Genomic DNA, 16778 nt, shown 5'->3' with positions numbered 1-16778 from the left:
ATGGGGGCGGGTTTTGACGGGTGGCGTGCGTGCTACTGCTCCACGCGGAAGCGCACCGTGTCGAAGCCCACCCAGCCTGTCCCCGCAGGTACGCTGTAGACCTGAAGGGCTCCGTCCAGCAGCAGTTGCGCCATCCCCAGCCCGTGACTCGTCGGCACCGTGAAGATGCGAGCGCTACTCGGGCGAGAGCCGCTCGGGAAGCGATAGGCCGTCACGTAACCCACCGTGCCGGGCCGGAGGAGGCCCCGCATGGACAGCTCGTTGTCGCTGTTGCGGTAGAAGCCCAAGGGCCAGCCTGCGTCCCACGCCGTCCAGCCATTCTCCAGGTCGCTGATCTGCCCGGTGCGGATGGCCGTCCAGGGCTCCACAAGGCCGCCGATGCGCTCCAGCCGCACCGAATCGACGTACAACCACGGCGCCCCCTGCGTGATGTTGGCCAGCAGGCGCACCTGCACGTAGCGAGTGCCAGCGGGCGCGTTGTGGAAGCCTGTGAGTCGCTCCCAGCCGCTCACGGACAAGACCCGCGTCGTATTCACCACACCCAACACGTTGAAAGCGCCGTCGTACCAGACGAGTTGGACGGACAGTGCCGTGCCCAACTGCGTCGCCGTCGCAAGCGCGTCCACGCTGTACCTGTCGCCCGGCCGCGCAATCATCGCCTGCGAGTCGAGGCGCGTGCCGTTCGCCACCAACCGAATGGCTCGCGCGCCCGTGTACGCGTCGGTCGTCACCTGGGCATGCGCGCCCCAGAGGCCCGTGCCCATCGTCCACGCGTCCGGGGGCAGCTCCTCGAAGGAGTGTGCCTCGAAGTCCGGATTGGGAGGCGACTCGCCGAAGGCCACGCCGGGCTGCAACGTGGCGGGCGTCAGGTAGCCCGTGGTGACGGATACTTCGGCTGAAGGCGCACCCAGATTGCCCTTCGCGTCGCGTCCCACCACCCGGCAGTAGTAGGTGGCGCCCGGGCGCAACTCGGAGAGCGGAACGCGCGTCGTCTTCCCTCGCGACTGGAAGGTGTCCTGCGACGGCAGGAAGCCCGGCGTCCGCGAGGCGTGCACCTCGTATTCGTCCCACGCGGGGCCGGACACGGCGGGCGTCCACGACACCACGAAGCCGTTGACGGTCGGCGTCGCCCTCACCTGCTGCGGCGCCGCGGGGCCGGTAAACGGGGCGCTGGGGGCGATGCCCGGCCGGCTGTCGCGCTCCAGCCACTCGCGCACCGAGGTAGATGGCTGGCCGCGCAGCACCAACTGCATGCGCGCCGTGCCGTCCGTGGCGCACTGGTGCTCCAGTTCCTGCACCGCGAGCCGCTGCGGCGTGTCCAGGCGGACGCCATCCGGCTGCACGAGCACCAGGTCCGCGAGCTCCAGGCCCGGGTGCGGATCCACCGTCAGCGTCACGGTGAGCGGCGACACGGAGAGGTCCGCGATGGCGGCATCCGCCAGCCGTTGCGCCTCCGCCGCAGTGTCGATGTTGCTGGAGGCGTCCTCCGTTACCTGCATCCAGCGGCGTCCCACCTGGGCACGAGCCGTGGGGTTGCTGGCCTTCACCTTCTTGCGCTTCGGCACGCCCGAGGCGTCGAGGTCGTACCTGTCGCTGTAGATGACCTCCACGTCCGTGCGGATGTCCGCCAACTGGCGCGTCACGCTATCGAGGCTGCCGTACTCGTCCGGGCCATAGCTCCAGTCCTCCTCCACCTGGAGCCTGTCCGGAGCAGCCAGGGTGAGCGCGTAGCCGCTCACGGAGGGCTGCCAGCGCATGCGGCAGTCCCATCCAATCTGCTGCGCCAGGGCACGAGCCGCATCCAGCACCGGCTCCACCTGCTGCACGTACCGGCCGCGCTGGGACATCGGATCCACGGGCGTGATGAGGCCGAAGGAGGCCATGCCGTTGTCGTTGAGGAGGGCCTGGATGATGGACTGCACGGCCACGCCCGCCGTGTCGTTGCCATACTCGCGCTCGACTTCGATGGTGATGTCCTGGAGCAAACCGCCCAGGTCGCGCCCCGCGATTCGCAGCTCCTCGGGCCCGGCGTCCACCTCGTCAATGCGGCCCCGGAAGACCTCGAAGTAGTCCTCCGCCTTCGGCACGGTGGAAAGAGGAGCAAGGCCCAACTCCACGCGGAAGTAGGCGCCCTCCACGAGCAACGGCGCGAAGCTGCCGGCAGCGGACGTGTTGACGAGGGAGTGCACCACCAGCGGAGACAGGGAGAGGCGCTGGCCAGCGGATCCGCTGCGCAGGAGGGACACCTCGGCCTCCGCGACGGGCGCGTCCAGCTTCTCGTTGACGCGCACGCCCAGCACCCAGTCGAAGCCCAGGAGGGTTTGCAGGTTGCGCCACGCCCCTGCCCCGTCGCGCACCCAGACGCGCGGATGGGTGGAGTAGCCGGAAGGACTGCCCAAGAGGGCGGCCTGGAAGGACGTCAACGGACGCATGCGTCAGCGCTCCTGCAACTCGAAGTCGAACTCCTGCCCCAGGACGAGGACGCCGCCCTCCCACCACTGCACCGCGCGGCCTGCCCCAATCCGCCCCAGCACGGGCAACGGCTCGTAGAGGGCGGCACCTGAAGCCCGGTGGTATGGGTACGGCGCGCCGAAGGGCTCTCCAGCGACGTACCAGGGCGACACCCAGGCGGCGGGCACCACCCACGGCAGCACCACCAGCTCGTCCACCAGCAACTCCTCCCCAGCGGGGTTGCGCAGCGTCACCGCGCCCTGGGGAAGGGTCGCCAGTCCCTCCGTGACGAGGAAGCCGTCCGCGTGGGGGCTTGTCCCTGGAATGCCGTTGACGCTGAGCCCCACGCCCGCACGGTGGATGTGGTGTCTCCATCGGTCCTTCGTCCCCTCGCGCTTCCACCAGTAGGCCACCGTCCACTTCGGCCCGAGGCCCGTGGGGAACGTGACGCTCGCCCCGGAGTCCATGCGCATGCATCCGCCAAAGCGGCCCGCCGACTCCACCGCCCAGACGTTGCCCTCGGTGGCGCTCGGCGAGAGGAAGGCGTGGCTGCGAAGCCCCTCCTCGAAGCTCCACACCTGGCCCTCGCCCTTGAGGAGCCCGCGGTAGGCGCGAGCCTCTTCCTGGGTGAGCGGGCCCGTGTTGCCCGCCAGGGTGAAGACTTCGCGCCGCTCGCTGCTGCGAAGCCACCCGGAGAAGGCGCGGCGGTGCTCGCCCAGCAACGTCGGCGTGTACGTGAGGCCCCGCTCCGCAGAGACGGGCAAGGGGATGCCAGAAAGGGACAAGGCAGAAGTCATGGGAAGGTGGCCTCAGAAGGAGGAGAAGCGCGTCGCGAGACGCACGCGGCTGCCGACGGTGCGCACGCCCGCGCGCTGCTGGCGCAGCGACTCGTCCCGACGCGTCGCCTCGATGGCGGCGTCGATGTCGTAGCCCGTGATGTTGTAGGTGACGGGCGCGGCCATGGCGGAGGCGTTGCCCGTCTCCGGCGCACGCACCTGCCCACCACCGCCAGTCAGCCAGGGCGGCAGGCCGAGCCATCCCGGCACCGTCGGATTCGCGGGCATTTGCCCCTGGAGCATTTGCTGGAGGGCGGGCGGGAACATGCCCAGCAGCCACTTCGGAATCGTCCCCTGCGCAGCGGGCGATTCCTCGGATTCTTCCGGCTCGCCGTCGTCCGTCTTCCCGGGCGTGGGCTTCGGCTTGGGCGGCACGGTGGGGCCGTCCTGCGTGTCCTCCGACTCGAAGCGACGCAGCGCCACCTTCCACGCGGAGGGCACGTTGGTAAGCGCCGCCGTGGCGCGGGCCACGGCTTCCGTGTGCTCGTCTACCTGGGCTGTTTCCTCGGCGCGCGCCTTCGCGGAGTCCCACGTCGCGTCCTCCAGCACCTGGAGGGACTCGCCCATGCTGTCCGTGTCCACCTTCAGCTTGTTGAGCGAGCGCGCGAGGCTCTTCAGCCCGTCGAAACCCGTCCACTCGACGAGGGAGGAGATGGCCCGGATGACGGTCTGCACCGCGCCGACGACTGCATTCCACACCGCGCCGATGGCCTTCGCGATGGTGAGGATGACGGTGCCGACGAACTTCAGGACGGTGAAGAGGCCCTTCATGACGGGCCCGCCCAGCATGCTGAGCGGCGCCATAATCAGCATGAAGACCTTGGCCACGATCTCGAAGAGGGGCGCCAGGCCCTTGACGATGTCGCCCAGCAGCATGAGCGGCGGCACCAGGGGCTCGATGGCTTCGCCGAGCATCTCGAAAACGGGCGTGAGGACGGAGAGGAAGCCGTCGATGATGACCGTGATTGCGGCCAGCAGGGGCTGAAGCGGCTCCAGCAACGTGCCCAGCGAGTCGGCCACCATCTGGATGATGGTGTTGACGGATTCGATAACGCCCCTGAAACCCTCGGACTGCATGAGCAGCTCGCCCACCACGGCGATGATGGCGCCGTAGATGCCGCCCGACTGCATGCCCTGGACGGCGGCGTTGATGAGGTCGCCCAGTTGGCCCAGGCCGCCGATGAACCTATCCACCAGCGCCGAGCGCGCGGACTCCATCGCCTGCTCCGCCGCAGCGGCGAGGCCTTCCGCCTCCAGGCGCATCTCGTGGAAGGCAGCGGCGCCAGCGGCTTCATCCGCGCGCACGCTGGCCAGGTACTCCCGGCGCGACTCCTCGTTGGCCTGGGCCTGGAGCTTCGTCATGGCGGCGAGTTCCGCCGCCTCCTGCTTCTGGGCGGCCTCCAGGGCGGCCTTGTCCGTGGGCTTGCGGATCCGCGCCTTGCCCTGTGCGCCGCTCCCACCCATCAGCTTCGCTAAGAGGGCTTGAATCTGAGACGTGACGCCCTCCAGGTTGAGGGCCCGAGCGAGGTCCGCGCCGAGCTTCTTCGCCCCCGCCGCGCTAGTGCGCAGGCCGTAGGCGACGCTCTCCTCCAGCTCGCGCCCTGCCCCGGCCACTGCGTCTCCCACCGCCGCCGCTGTCTGCCGCGTGCCGTCCCAAAGCACCTGGGCGCCCTGCCCCAGCGTGTCCAGCAGCTCCCGGCCCGTGAGGGTGGAGACCTGCTGGAAGGTAGCCGCCAGCTCCGGGAAGCCCGCCTGACGTGCCACGGGCTCCAGGAGGCGGGAGACGCCGCGCACCAGCGCCGCGACGCCATCCAGGACGGACAGGGCAGCCTGCTTCACGAAGTCACCCATAGCCACGAAGGCACGAGAGAAGCCGTCCGCGATGCGGCTCGCCCACTTCGCCAGTTGCTCGCCAATGCTCCGGAAGAAGTCAGCCAGGCCCGTGCTGCTGTCTTCCCAGGCGGCGTAGACGCTGCCCGCCAGCAGCACCAGGGCAGCCACGGCGGCGGCCACCGCTGCGAGCGGCACCAGCAAGCCTCCAGCGGACAGGGCCATGCGCCCCAGGCTGCCGGTGACGGACGGTGTGCTCGCCACCATGCCGCCCATGGAAGCTGTCACCTTGTCCACGGAGGCCGCGAGGGAGGCCAGGGCCACGGACTTGTTGAGGGCGCCCAGCACCTTCACCAGCAGCCCCGCGCCGCCCGCCACGGCCTCCACCACCCCAGCCACCTTGCCCAGCATCCCGACGGCGAGGCCCGCTCCAGCGACCCACACCAGCATGTTGGAGGCGGCGGCCTTCACGTCCGGGGAGAGGGACTGGAAGCTCGCCACCACGCGCTCGACGCCATCCGCGACGTGCTGCACCACCGGGAGGAAGGCATCACCGATGTCCGCCGCCAGCGTGTAGAGGAGCGCGGTTATCCGCTCCGTCTCCCGCGCCATGTCCGCGTTGGACGTGGCCGCCGCCGCGACGGCGCCGGCAATTCCCGCCGACACCGCCGCGCCGATTTCACCCAGGCCCTTCGACTTCTCCTTCACCTGCTTGGCGGACTTCTCGACGGCCTCCACCACCTTGCCGAGGTTGGACAGGGCCTCGCCAATGGAGGCTGTGACAGCCACATAAAGTCCTCCAACTTTCAAGGCACCGGACATGCATCACCTCTTGGGACGCTTCTTGAAAACCGTCGTCGTTATCTGAGGGCCGGAAGGGGCGGCGGGCCCATGCGTCCGGGCGCCGCGCGTCTCATCGGCCTCCAGCGCACAGAGCGCCAGGAGGTGGACGACGTCCTCCCAATCCCAGCCGCGCACCGCCTCGGGCGACTGACCCGTCAGCTTCACCACCCCGTGCAGCGCTCTCAGCTCGGGGTGGTCTCGGAGTTTCCCTTGGCGGTCTCCAGTGTCGGCCCCGCGAAGGCCTGGGCGAGCGCGCCCTGGATTTCCTCCAGCCAGGGCTCGTTCTTCACCTGGCCCGCGTCGTCCTCCGTGAAGACGCGTGTAGCGGTGCCCGGGTGGTAGAGGCAGGCCACGGCGATGCGAGCGATCATCATCATCCCCGCGGGCTCATCCACGGGCTGCCGGTCCGGCCCCAACTCGCGGGCCGCCTTCGCGGCGGAGAGGACGTCGAGCTTCTCGCCGAGCGTCGGGCGGCAGAGATCGTAATCGGCGCCGTCGAGGGTGACGCGCTGGTGGAGGGTACGGCGGGAGCCCAGGGGCTTTCGGTGCGTGATGGGTGCGGTCATAGCGATACCTCGGGTGTGAAGAAGAAGGGGCCGGCTACACCGCGACGGGCGCGCCCTGGCCAGCGAGGGTGGCGGAGAAGGTGACGACGTCCGAGGCGCTACGGCCCTCCTCGTAGGACGTCACCTTCACCGGGTAGCGGAAGCCCTGCGTGCCCACAGGCGCCGTCTCGTCCTCCACGACGGTGAAGAACACCGTGGCGTCGCTCTCGAAGGCATCGCGCAGGACCTGCTGCGGCGAACTGCTCATGAAGACGTGGCCGGACAGCGGGATGGAGAAGGATTTCCAGGTGCCCTTCGAGCGCTTCCACCCATCGCTGCCGAAGTAGTTGGCGTCCACGGTGTCCTTGGCGCGGTTGACGGGCGCCTCAAGGACGCCTTCCAGCGCATCCGCCTCGACGGGCGCGGTGTCAGTGGCGCGGATGTAGAGCTTGTCGAAGAAGGCCTCTCGGGGTTCGGGCATGGTGGTAGCTCCAGTCAGTGGTAGGGGAAGCGCTGCGTCAGGAAGTCTTTAAGGACGGCGGCCACGCGACGGCGAGCGCTGCCCCTGGCGCGACGGAAGGACTTGCGGAGGAAGTGTGGCGGTGGGTTGAAGAGCTGCGCGCCCCAGTGCCAGCCCTCGTGAATGGAACCAGCGGACGGATGCGCGTAGCCCGCAGTCCACGTCGTGGAGAGGCGCCGGCTCAGGTTGTGGAGGGGGCCACTCAGGAAGGCGCTGTCGCGCAGGTGGCCGTCTCCCACCGGCACGAGGAACAGGGAGTAGTCCAGGGCGAGGCGGGCGATGTCCCGGCAAGGGCCGTCCAGCACGCGCAGCACCTCAACAGGCGAACGGCGCAGTCGCTCCAGCTTCAGGACATCCATTTTGACTCGAAGAGGCATTCACCTCTTCAATGGGGATGTTGTTTGGCGCTGGCGAAGATTTCGCTACTGCAGCACATAGGGGAAGCGATGATTGAGGCGAAGGCAAAGGCGTTGGACGCACTACTGAGGGCTGCTGCCAATGAACTGCCGTTTATTCAACTGGTAGCGAAGCGCCATCCACTCTGGTCGCACAAGTGGCTTAAGGACAAGAAGCACAGAGCGGCGGTCCGTATTGCATCGGATGTCCCAGAAGATAGCGCGCTCCTTTTAGTCACCGTAGAGTGGCTTCCACGATCGCGCCCTGGCGACTGGTATCTCGTTGGGGTGGCAGAAAAAGCCCTAGGAACAACAGAAATCGAGTTCCATCACACCGCGCAAAACGGAACAGCCCTCCGCTGGAACTACCCGCCTAGGAAACATGATGGCCTGAATGCCAAGCGAGCAAAACGATTCGCCGCAAAGTATCCGCTAGGCCAAGCCCACATAGCGTTCCCAACATCGGTCGATGCTGTCTCCATCTTCGTTGAAGAAATCCAGGAACTAGTAGCAGACCGCAGACGTGCCGACGCACTGGGTACGCTAGAGGGCGCGAAGCATATCCCCCCTGACTCAGCAAACAATGACGCTGGATTTCCTGAAGGCGAAGAATTCCAGCGATACATTGTCCACCGACACAGGGAGCGCAAGCTTCGCATGGCCAAGATTAACGAAGTCCTGGAGAGCACCGGCGGGCTTGCATGCGAAGTCCCAGGATGCACATTTGACTTCAAGAAAACTTATGGCGCACTAGGGGATGGATTTGCGCATGTTCATCACATTACGCCACTCAGCTCCCTCAAAGGCATACGCATTACAAAGCTCGACGACTTGGCCATCGTTTGCGCAAACTGTCACGCGATGATTCATCTTGGTGGCAAGAGCCGCAGCCTGATTGAGGTCAGCCCTACACATCAGCCCTGAGATCCTACGTGCCCGAGGTGGCCTCAAGAAGCAACGAGGTAGCCGACTACGAGCTTGAACACCCAGCGGTGCCGATCCGCGTCGTCGGTCCCCAAGTACGCTGGTGCGCTCTCCTCTGCGCGTACCACGGAGTAGGGCATGAGGGCCGATTGGTTGAGAGCTGCGAAGACTGATTGGGCGAGACGCTGCCCACCCTCGAAGTCCTCTCGCTCGGAGCGGGTCCGTACCTGACACTCCGGTACGAGGTACGCCATGCGCCTCCGGCCCACATAGGACTGGGGGCCCGCGCCCCCCGTCACCACCAGGGCCACTACCCTGTCGGGCACGGCGCCGTCCGACTCGGGCATTGGCGATGTGAAGAGGTTTGCGCCTGAAGCTGGAGGACGCACCAGTCCGAGGCCCGCGCGCTCCAGTAGCACCGCAAGCTCCAACGCGATGTCGCGCATCAGAACCACACCTTCCGGAAACGCACCGCACCAGCTCCGTCCACGCTCTCGTCCACAGCAACAGGACGCCGGGCACGGTTGAAGTCGGCCACGTCCTCGCCCGGTAACCAGACGCGGTGTTGCAACGTGAGGAACGCGTCCGTGTATACGACGTGCGCGGCCAAGTGCTCGTTACCGTTGGCGTCACGGATGAGACGCCGGGACGGCTGCACGCGGGCCCGAGCCGTCGTCTGGGGCCCGAGCGTCGGCTTGCCGTAGGCATCCCTACCCGTCAGCACCGCGTAGGCAATCGACTGCCGGAAGGTGTCCGTGGGGGACGCCATCAGCTCACCCGGTGCATGACGTAGGGTGCGAGCAGCGCCTGCGCGGTGCCAGGGATGGAACTCTTCCCCTCGGCCTTCGCCGCGAAGTAGCTCACGGACCAGTCACCGATGGACTCGCTCGCGACCATCGAGTCGACGCCGCGCGAGCGGTATAGCTGCACCGCCGTGAGGATGGTGGCCTCCTGCACGTCCTCCGGCAGCGTCACCACGCGCGAGGCGTCCAGGGCTCGCTGCCCCGGCGTCACGAAGCCCCCGTCGTAGACGACGCGGAGTCCTGCATCCCCGCTTTCGCCCTGGAAGCTGTCCACCATCTCCACCACTTGGCCGCCCAAGCGTGCCGTCATGGGCCACACCCCGCCCTTGCGGTACAGCATGCCGGCATCGGCAAGCTTCCCGTGGCTCTCGTACTCCTCGGCCGGCACGAAGACACCGCCCTCCCAGACGCCCACCACCAGGACGACGGGAGGGCGCTCCAGGAGCAGCAACGGACGCCCGTAGCCAGCCGGGTACTCCACGAGGCCCTCGCCGTACTCGAAGACTCGGCCGCAGTAGCCAGCAACGGCCCGGCTCGCCGCCGTGACGAGGGACTCCAGGCGCGGCGTCACCGCCACGCCCAGGTCATCCGCCACGGTAGCGGCAAGGCACAGGTCAGCAGGATTCGGCATGGCGTCACACCGGCAGCGTCATGGCGCCGCCGAAGACGACGACGGAGCACACCTGAAGGCTGGGCGTCGTCCCGCCAGTCAGCGTCGTGGACTCCGCCACGCGGACGAACCGCTTCGCCGCCCCGAGGTCCACGTCCTTCTCCGCGAAGGCGTTCGCCGCAGTCAGTTGCACGAATGCCGAGCCCGCCCCGGACGGCACGTAGTCCGTCCAGGCGTCATCCTCCCCGTTGTCGCTGGAGTGCTGAAGCTTCGCCTCGTAGCCCTGTGCCGTGGGGCCACCCGTCACCGCGCCCGTCGCGGCGACGAGGACACAGCTCTCTCCCAGGACGAGCCGATCGTAGCCCGTCCCCTGGCGCGTCCCGGCAGGGGTCGCGGCGGGCGGCGTGCCCAAGCGAGCTGCGATGAAAGCGCCGATCTGGCTGATGTGTGGTGCGCTCATGGTGTCCTTCCGTTCTGGGGTCGCGCCCCGGTCAGTTGCTGCCCCAGCTCAAGCCCGTCACCACTATGCCGCTCTGCCGGTGGCGCATGGCCAGGTCGTGCTTGGTGATGGCGCGCAGCACGGTCTGGTCCGTCGAGATGCCAGAGACCACTTGGCCGCCGCGTGTGAAGGCGCCGTTCGGGAAGACGTCGATTTCCAGCGCCATGGACTCGCCGATGAGCACCTCGGCCATGTCCACGAGGTACAGCTCCGAGCGGCTGTTGCCCGTGCCGAGGGTCTCCGGAATCTGGTTCGTGACGAAGAAGGGCACGTTGCGCAGCGTGCCGCGCTCCACCATCTCCTTCTCCAGCGAGTTGTAGCCCTCGCCACCGGGGCCCACCGCATCCAGCAACGCCGTCTCCGCGCCAGGGGCCATGAGCCACACGGGCTTCACCATCGGCACGTTGGCCTTCTTCAGCTTCCGCTTCGCCTTGTTCAGCTCCTTCTTCATCTCCAGCAGCGTCGGCGAGCCCGCCGTGGCCACCGTCTCCGCGTAGACGTGGGCCGCGTCCACCTGGTTGCGGATGCCGCGGGGCTCCAGTTGCGTGCCGCTTCCCCGGAGGAAGGCCGCGTCCTCCCGCAGCGCCATGACGTTGAGCAGGTCGTTACGGATGAACTCCTCGGCGTTGATAGAGGCGTTGCGGATGAGGTCGTTCGGCACCGCCGTCAGCGCCGTGAGCTTCTTCTCCGAGAGGCTCACCGAGTCCGTGCCCGGCTCTGACTCCTGAATCGTGCTCGTCTCCCCTCCGTAGAAGGCGGTGCCCGTGCTGGACTGCCGGTCGAAGGTGAGCGAGGCCCCAATGGGAATCACGCGCGCGCCGGCCTGTCGCACCACGGCCTTGTTGCGCAGCAGCTCGATGAACTCGGCGGCGAACTGCGGATGCACCGTCGAGCCCAGACCGGAGTAGTTGCCCTGGGACAGCGACTTGCTCACCACCTCGTCGCCCCACCCCTTCAGCACGTCCACCACGTTGCGCCCATCCATGCGCGCGACGGCCTTCGCCTTCACGAAGCGGATGAGGTTGAGGCCCGTGCCCTCCGTCATGTGCTTGCCGGTAATCGGTGCGCAGCGGGGCTCCTCGGGCGCGCTGTCGGCCGCCTTGGCTCCCAGCAGAGCTGCGTAGCTGTCGCGGTGCCCCTTGGACTGCTCCACCAACTGCGCGGCCACCAGCGGGCCCAGCGACTTCGCCATCTCCTGCATTTCTTCGGGGGTCATGCCTTCTCCTGGAGGTGCTGCAACAGGGCCCGCGCCGTGTGCGCGGCGAGGGCTTGGGTGTCAGACTCGGACAGAGCGGGAGGCGTCGCGGGCGGCGTGGACTTGCGCTTCTTCCGCGCCTTGCGGCCCAGGGCCTTCACCACTGCGTCGGTGATGTCGCGGATGAGGGCGGCGCGCTCGTCAGCGAGCTTCTTCACCCGCACCGCGCGCTGGTTGCCGGGAATCGTGACGACGGAGATCTCCAGCAGTTCCTGCTCGTCGCAGTCAAAGCCCCCGCGCTCGTTCTCGTGGTAGCGCAGCATGCGGTAGCGCACGCTCACCGCGTTGAGGATGCCCTTCTCGACCTTGGACTCGACGCGCCGGGCGAAGTCGTCGTCCTGGTCGAACTCAATGTCCACAAGGAGGGCGTCGCCCTGGACGTAGGCACGGCCCTTGCCAATTGGTAGGATGTCCGTCCTGCCCGCACCGAACAGCCCACCGGAGCCGTCGTCGTGCATGTAGAGGACGACAGGATTCGCGGCGTAGGCGTCGAGTTGCCAGCCCTGGACGGACAGACGGTCGTTGTACCTGTCGTAATCGGCATCGTTCGCCCGGAAGGTGTAGACCTTCCGCGCCCCTTCTGTGGGGGACGAACCGTCCATCTGAGGGACGAGACGGCGGACTCTCTGAAGAGGCTTGCGCATTCACCTCTTTCAATGGGGGCAAGAAGCGCGCCCATCTGCTGCATTGTCTTCAAGAGAGCACGCTCTATAATCTGCTTCGGCTGAAACTCTCCCCCGTGCCAATCAGCGCACTTCTCTCATACAAAAAAATGACCAAGCCCGAATCCGACCCGCCTGATGATCTTACAGCAAGATGTAAAGCCGCAGGCCTCGATATTCGATACGAGGAACCCGAAGAATACGGGATGGCCAGTGGTCATATTATCTTCGACCCAGCCGAGCCAGACGAATGGACAGTTGCAATCATCAGCCCCATAGAAGAAGAAATTCTACTTAAGTCGGAATTTGAAAAATATAGACCGACACCGGGCTACGACGGGATGTGGTCAAAGAGCAACCGCACAATCGAATGCGAGCTGGTGTGCAAGAGCCCCATACTCACAGGCGACAACGAACTCACCTCCCTCGCATACGCATGTCACCTCCCACGTGACTCATTCAACAATCCGGGTTTCAGGTTTGAAATACCAACCCCCCAAGGGGGACCAACCGTCTCAATAGGATGGAGTTCTGCCGAACTGCTGATCTGGCGAGGAGCTTCACCTTCAATCCACCTCATAAGCCAAACAGCAAGAACGCCAAGCATTCGCATTGGCGGCGTTTCAGTCGCTACAAAACAGGACGCACGAAAGCTACTTGAACAGTACGGGGCTTCGGCACTACTCGAACTCGACGTCCAGGGCTTTGTTTCAAGACTCAGAACTCATCAGCCATGGGAATTCAGATTTACAACCGACAAGCCTCGGCAGTTACAGACAATCACGACCACCCCCTCAATCGAAGCAGCCAATCTCTACTGGCAAGGAAGGTTTTCAGACGGAATATCGGCAACATTCATCTGCTACTACCAAGTGCTTGAATATTTCTTTCCAAAATTCTCCCCGCAACCCAACCCACCACCCAAGAATAAACCCAAGGAGGTGGTCATGCTCGAAAACACCATTAGGTCAATCATATCCAACGATGAACTAAGAAGCCTCTTGGAATCTGATTCTCACCTCAAGTCATACTATCTCAAAACTACCCAGGACATCTCGCCCGAGTCGATACCTCTCGCAAATACTAATTCCAACCTGATCAATTCTTCCGCCAAAAGAATATACAGTATTCGCTGCATGCTGGTTCACAAGAAATCAGGACATGGCGGAAGCGTTCTGCTTCCACTCTCGCCAGAAGTTTCAAAACTCAAGAACGATACACGCCTAGTCAAGAAGCTCGCTCAAATATGCCTGCGCAAAACATCGACCCCTCTACCTTTCTGATGAAGACGAGCCAAGTCGAACAATCCTTAAACTAAACGCCTACCCTCCGACATGTGCCTTTTCGCTCTCTGCCACTTGATGACTTCCGCTGTGTTGCCCCGGCATCGGGAGCGGATAACCCTGTCGGCTTGGATCCGGCTTGAAGCCCGCTAGCTCCCGCCACTCCGTGTAGCTGAATGCCTCCGGCATGGTGCTCATGACGCGAAGCTGGTGCTCACGGTCCGCCGGCACGGGGCTGTCGTAGTCGAGGATGGCCTCCGCGTCGCCGAACAGAGGCATCAGTCGCATCTGGTACTCAGTGCGAAGGAACTCCATGCGCGGGAACGTCGCCTGCTCGGCGAGGTTTTCCCGTGCCGCGAAGGCCGTCGCCTTGTTCGAGCTGGAGATGTCGCCCACGATTTCGGGCGGCACCCGGTACGTCATCCGCACGAAGCCCATGAGGAACTTCCTCAGTTCCACCAGTTGCATGTCGCGGAAGCTCGTGTCGAGCCGTGCGAACGTTACCCGGCCACTGGTGAGCAGCAGCTTCCCCGCCTTGTCCGGCCCTTGGTGCTCGCGGGCCAGAGACTCCTTGAAGGCCTTCGCCCCCGCGCTGTTCGCGTCAGTCAATCCCTCGATGGACGCGATGGCAGGCGGCAGCATGTTGTTCCAGAAGCTCGCCCTGAGAAACCGCGCGACGAACTCATCCGTGTCCAGTTCGTCCCCCAGCGCGAAGGCAGAGCCCACGCCGCGCCCGAGCGGATCCTCGGGATCAGGGTTGCGAAGGTACAGCACGTCCGCCGCTGGAACCTGCCGCGACACGCCGCCCACGGTAACGGTGAACGTTCGCTGCTCGCGCTGGACGTCCATCGCGGGAAGCCGCGTGACGACGTTGGGCGGCACCGGCCAGAAGCCCACGGGGAAGCCCGCCACGCGCTCCAGCACCAGGAAGGCCTCGCCGACAAGGTCCAGGTACACCTGCACCAGCTTCGTCACGGAGCGGCCCGTCAGGTAGTCATTCGGGTCCGCGAGCATCCGCAGGACGGGATGGTCCGACACTTCCTGGATTTCGCCCGCGTCGAGCATGGACTTCAGCCGCAGGGCCCGCACCTCGCGCGTAGCACTGCGCAGGGAGTAGTCCTTCACCGGATGCCCGTCCCGCGAGACGCGGCGGTACACGCGCCAGTTCACCGCGGCTACCGAGTCCGCGACGGTATCCACCACCGTGCGCAACCACGGCATTTCGCGGTACGCGGCGAGGAGTTGCGTGGTGCCCCGGCGCGGCGGCGCCTGTTGCCAGCGCGCCATCTCAAGCCCCGTCCCTTGGCGCGGCGGGCGCACCACCGCCGACTTCATCCGCTCCCACAGTCCCATCGAGTTCCTCACAGGCAGAAAAAGGAGTCGGCAAAGACAAGCTCGTGGACGCCCCAGAGCAGGGCATCGACACGGTCATCGCGGCGGCCGTTGATGCCGCTGAACTTGGCGAGCTGCGCCTCCAGCTTCGGGAAGATGCCCACCAGTTCGATGCGGCCCGTCTCCGCCAGGGCGCTCACCGGCTCGGCGCGCTTCGACTTCGCTTCCCGTGCGCGCACCGGCTTCACGTTGACCTGGACGCCCATCTCCGAGGCCACGGTCTGGATGGTCGTCTCCACCATCTCCCCGCCCGAGTTCACCTCCGCTACCAGGGCATCGCAGCCGAAGGCCAGGTACTCGCGGATCGCCGCAGCGGCCCACTCGCGCGGCGAGCCGCGCAGGCTCGCGTCCTTGAGCACCGACACGCGCTTCAGAGGAGCCCCATCCGTCCCGACAAGGGGACTGGTTCTCACGCCCTGGACGACGATGCCCGTCTCGTCCGAGCCCGTCTCGCTGGTGGGCGCCGGGTCCACGGACACGATGCGCCGGTCCAGTCCCCGCGCGTACTCGTGGGCATCCGCCTCCAACCTGCCCCACTTCGCCGAGCCGAAGATGGCGCCGGGCACATCCATGAGCAGCCGGCCCAGCACCTCCTGCTGGCCCCAGCGCGTGTGCATGAGGGCGCGCATGGTGGCGACGGCGCTGGGCGCCAGGTTGGCGCGGTTGGCCAGGGACGAGCCCGTGCGCAGCACCACGCCGGGCCGCAGCGCCTTCGACTCCGCATCCGCGAAGAGCAGCTCCTCCAGCTTCTTCAACGGCCGGGGCGTCCCGGTGAGCAGCAACTGGGGCGGACGTGCCGCGGTGCCGATGCGCAGCACCATGGGGAGCTGGTCCAGCGCCGCCATCTCATGCTTCCAGGAGGCGGGCTCGTCGCCCCAGGCCCATCCGCAGTTGGGGCCGCGCAGCCGGTCCGGCTTATCCGCCGAGTAGCAGATGGCGTAGACGCCATTGGGCCACGTCACGCGCCGCTTGCTGGGCTCGTACACCGGCAGGAACCAGGGCGGCGACAGGGCCAGGATGCCGCTGGAGCCGCGAATCATCGTGTCGCGCACGTCGGCCGCCGTGGGACCGATGAGGGCGCCGATCGTCTTCGCCTCGCGGGCCTTCTGAATCACCCACCGGGCCCCGCTCCACGTCTTACCGAACCCTCGCCCCGCCATGATGAAGCAGGTGGAGAAGGAAGCCGGGGGCACCTGCTCGCGACGGGCCCAGAAGTCCAGGTCGTGGACGAGCGTTTCCACCTCGGGATGGGTGAGCTTGCCGAAGAGGCGCGCGAGGCCCTGGCGCGTGCCCGCGTGCTTCACCAGGTGCTCGGCGGGGGACTCGTCCGGGGCCAGCGTCTCCAGCATCCCCGAGAAGCGCAGGCGCTCGCGGTGGACGACCTCCCAGGAAGAGGTCTCACGAGGCATCGTCGCCCCCTGCCCCGCTGGCGTCCGCCTTGGGCTCCGGAACGTCCGGCAGGAAGCGCCCCAGCCGCTCCATGAGCAGCTCGCGAAGGGCGACCTCGTCGGCGGCCTTGTCCTCGGGTGCCTTCTCCTCGACGTTGTCGCGCCGGCCGTACAGCTCCGGGAAGCGACGAGAGAGCAGCCACTGGACGTGCTTCGGGTTGTGGGCCGCCGCAGCCATCAGCATGTCCGTGGCGGACTGCATGAACCTCGCTTCGGCCGCGCTCACCGCGAGGTGGAAGTCGCGATAAACGCCGCGTTCCTCCCCCGCACCACGATGAAACCAGCGCGAAAGCGTCTGTTCGTTGATGCCAACGAGGCCCGCGACGGCCCTGCGGAAGAGGCCGCGCTCCAGGTGGCCGCAGATAAGTGCCTGAACTTCGGGAGTCAGCTTGGACGGGCGAGCCATTTCCCCTGAGAAATGGGGGCGGTTTCGCTGAAGAATTCGGCGTTACGCCCTGCATTACTCTGGCGTCCGCCGCCCG

17 protein-coding genes are annotated in these 16778 nt (G+C 66.3%); 2 read left to right on the top strand and 15 right to left on the bottom strand.

The window, feature by feature from the left end; translation table 11 throughout:
* Nucleotides 1-32 precede the first annotated feature (32 nt).
* From OV208_RS12495 to OV208_RS12470, 6 genes are all read right to left on the bottom strand, one after another.
* The gene (locus OV208_RS12495) at nt 33-2432 is read right to left on the bottom strand and encodes a fibronectin type III domain-containing protein (RefSeq protein WP_267574062.1); all 2400 of its coding nucleotides are present in this window, start codon (nt 2430-2432) and stop codon (nt 33-35) included.
* Between the two features lie 3 nt (nt 2433-2435).
* On the bottom strand, nt 2436-3215 hold the full coding sequence (locus OV208_RS12490) for a hypothetical protein (protein ID WP_267574061.1): 780 nt from the start codon (nt 3213-3215) through the stop codon (nt 2436-2438).
* Between the two features lie 45 nt (nt 3216-3260).
* Nucleotides 3261-5906 (bottom strand): hypothetical protein, encoded by a 2646-nt coding sequence (locus OV208_RS12485; protein WP_267574060.1) that lies wholly within the window; start codon nt 5904-5906, stop codon nt 3261-3263.
* A 236-nt stretch (nt 5907-6142) separates the two neighbouring features.
* Nucleotides 6143-6526, bottom strand: a complete 384-nt coding sequence (locus tag OV208_RS12480; protein WP_267574059.1) for a phage tail protein — start codon at nt 6524-6526, stop codon at nt 6143-6145.
* Nucleotides 6527-6560: 34 nt separating this feature from the next.
* Nucleotides 6561-6986, bottom strand: a complete 426-nt coding sequence (locus tag OV208_RS12475) for a phage tail tube protein (protein ID WP_267574058.1) — start codon at nt 6984-6986, stop codon at nt 6561-6563.
* 14 nt (nt 6987-7000) lie between these two features.
* The gene (locus OV208_RS12470; RefSeq protein ID WP_267574057.1) at nt 7001-7384 is read right to left on the bottom strand and encodes a hypothetical protein; all 384 of its coding nucleotides are present in this window, start codon (nt 7382-7384) and stop codon (nt 7001-7003) included.
* Between the two features lie 87 nt (nt 7385-7471).
* On the opposite strand from OV208_RS12470, the gene OV208_RS12465 reads away from it, so the two are divergent.
* Nucleotides 7472-8344, top strand: coding sequence for an HNH endonuclease (locus tag OV208_RS12465; RefSeq protein WP_267574056.1), 873 nt, complete (start codon nt 7472-7474; stop codon nt 8342-8344).
* Nucleotides 8345-8367: 23 nt separating this feature from the next.
* Here OV208_RS12465 and OV208_RS12460 read toward each other — a convergent pair whose 3' ends face one another.
* From OV208_RS12460 to OV208_RS12435, 6 genes are read right to left on the bottom strand one after another with little or no spacing between them, the layout of a single operon-like run.
* Nucleotides 8368-8790, bottom strand: coding sequence for a phage tail terminator protein (locus tag OV208_RS12460; RefSeq protein ID WP_267574055.1), 423 nt, complete (start codon nt 8788-8790; stop codon nt 8368-8370).
* The gene (locus tag OV208_RS12455; protein ID WP_267574054.1) at nt 8790-9113 is read right to left on the bottom strand and encodes a hypothetical protein; all 324 of its coding nucleotides are present in this window, start codon (nt 9111-9113) and stop codon (nt 8790-8792) included. The genes OV208_RS12460 and OV208_RS12455 overlap by 1 nt, the downstream gene beginning before the upstream one ends.
* A complete protein-coding gene (locus tag OV208_RS12450; protein ID WP_267574053.1) occupies nt 9113-9778 on the bottom strand; it encodes a hypothetical protein in 666 nt (221 codons plus the stop codon). The genes OV208_RS12455 and OV208_RS12450 overlap by 1 nt, the downstream gene beginning before the upstream one ends.
* A 4-nt stretch (nt 9779-9782) precedes the next feature.
* Entirely contained in the window at nt 9783-10217 is a 435-nt protein-coding gene (locus OV208_RS12445) for a hypothetical protein (protein WP_267574052.1), read from the bottom strand.
* A 31-nt stretch (nt 10218-10248) separates the two neighbouring features.
* Nucleotides 10249-11472, bottom strand: coding sequence for a phage major capsid protein (locus OV208_RS12440; protein WP_267574051.1), 1224 nt, complete (start codon nt 11470-11472; stop codon nt 10249-10251).
* Nucleotides 11469-12113: an HK97 family phage prohead protease gene (locus tag OV208_RS12435; protein ID WP_267574050.1), complete on the bottom strand. Its 645-nt coding sequence runs from the start codon at nt 12111-12113 to the stop codon at nt 11469-11471. The genes OV208_RS12440 and OV208_RS12435 overlap by 4 nt, the downstream gene beginning before the upstream one ends.
* A gap of 137 nt (nt 12114-12250) precedes the next feature.
* On the opposite strand from OV208_RS12435, the gene OV208_RS12430 reads away from it, so the two are divergent.
* Nucleotides 12251-13456: a hypothetical protein gene (locus OV208_RS12430; RefSeq protein WP_267574049.1), complete on the top strand. Its 1206-nt coding sequence runs from the start codon at nt 12251-12253 to the stop codon at nt 13454-13456.
* A 39-nt stretch (nt 13457-13495) separates the two neighbouring features.
* Here the strand turns inward: OV208_RS12430 and OV208_RS12425 are convergent, their stop codons facing one another.
* The 3 genes from OV208_RS12425 to OV208_RS12415 are packed head-to-tail and all read right to left on the bottom strand — an operon-like array spanning nt 13496 to nt 16702.
* On the bottom strand, nt 13496-14809 hold the full coding sequence (locus tag OV208_RS12425; protein ID WP_267574048.1) for a phage portal protein: 1314 nt from the start codon (nt 14807-14809) through the stop codon (nt 13496-13498).
* An 8-nt stretch (nt 14810-14817) separates the two neighbouring features.
* Nucleotides 14818-16257 (bottom strand): terminase large subunit domain-containing protein, encoded by a 1440-nt coding sequence (locus OV208_RS12420; RefSeq protein ID WP_267574047.1) that lies wholly within the window; start codon nt 16255-16257, stop codon nt 14818-14820.
* Complete coding sequence (locus OV208_RS12415) at nt 16247-16702, bottom strand: hypothetical protein (RefSeq protein WP_267574046.1); 456 nt, start codon at nt 16700-16702, stop codon at nt 16247-16249. Before OV208_RS12415 ends, OV208_RS12420 begins: the two co-directional genes overlap by 11 nt.
* Nucleotides 16703-16778 lie beyond the last annotated feature (76 nt).

The organism is Corallococcus sp. bb12-1 (assembly GCF_026626765.1).
Taxonomy (GTDB): domain Bacteria; phylum Myxococcota; class Myxococcia; order Myxococcales; family Myxococcaceae; genus Corallococcus; species Corallococcus terminator.
This window is presented reverse-complemented; position numbering and strand designations above follow the sequence as displayed.

Bases quoted from the DNA above. Each gene is read 5' to 3' on its own strand.
- OV208_RS12440 (WP_267574051.1), bottom strand. From the start codon at position 11,472: ATGACCCCCGAAGAAATGCAGGAGATGGCGAAGTCGCTGGGCCCGCTG.
- OV208_RS12465 (WP_267574056.1), top strand. From the start codon at position 7,472: ATGATTGAGGCGAAGGCAAAGGCGTTGGACGCACTACTGAGGGCTGCT.
- OV208_RS12495 (WP_267574062.1), bottom strand. From the start codon at position 2,432: ATGCGTCCGTTGACGTCCTTCCAGGCCGCCCTCTTGGGCAGTCCTTCC.
- OV208_RS12475 (WP_267574058.1), bottom strand. From the start codon at position 6,986: ATGCCCGAACCCCGAGAGGCCTTCTTCGACAAGCTCTACATCCGCGCC.
- OV208_RS12425 (WP_267574048.1), bottom strand. From the start codon at position 14,809: ATGGGACTGTGGGAGCGGATGAAGTCGGCGGTGGTGCGCCCGCCGCGC.
- OV208_RS12450 (WP_267574053.1), bottom strand. From the start codon at position 9,778: ATGCCGAATCCTGCTGACCTGTGCCTTGCCGCTACCGTGGCGGATGAC.
- OV208_RS12455 (WP_267574054.1), bottom strand. From the start codon at position 9,113: ATGGCGTCCCCCACGGACACCTTCCGGCAGTCGATTGCCTACGCGGTG.
- OV208_RS12480 (WP_267574059.1), bottom strand. From the start codon at position 6,526: ATGACCGCACCCATCACGCACCGAAAGCCCCTGGGCTCCCGCCGTACC.
- OV208_RS12470 (WP_267574057.1), bottom strand. From the start codon at position 7,384: ATGGATGTCCTGAAGCTGGAGCGACTGCGCCGTTCGCCTGTTGAGGTG.
- OV208_RS12460 (WP_267574055.1), bottom strand. From the start codon at position 8,790: ATGCGCGACATCGCGTTGGAGCTTGCGGTGCTACTGGAGCGCGCGGGC.
- OV208_RS12435 (WP_267574050.1), bottom strand. From the start codon at position 12,113: ATGGACGGTTCGTCCCCCACAGAAGGGGCGCGGAAGGTCTACACCTTC.
- OV208_RS12445 (WP_267574052.1), bottom strand. From the start codon at position 10,217: ATGAGCGCACCACACATCAGCCAGATCGGCGCTTTCATCGCAGCTCGC.
- OV208_RS12415 (WP_267574046.1), bottom strand. From the start codon at position 16,702: ATGGCTCGCCCGTCCAAGCTGACTCCCGAAGTTCAGGCACTTATCTGC.
- OV208_RS12420 (WP_267574047.1), bottom strand. From the start codon at position 16,257: ATGCCTCGTGAGACCTCTTCCTGGGAGGTCGTCCACCGCGAGCGCCTG.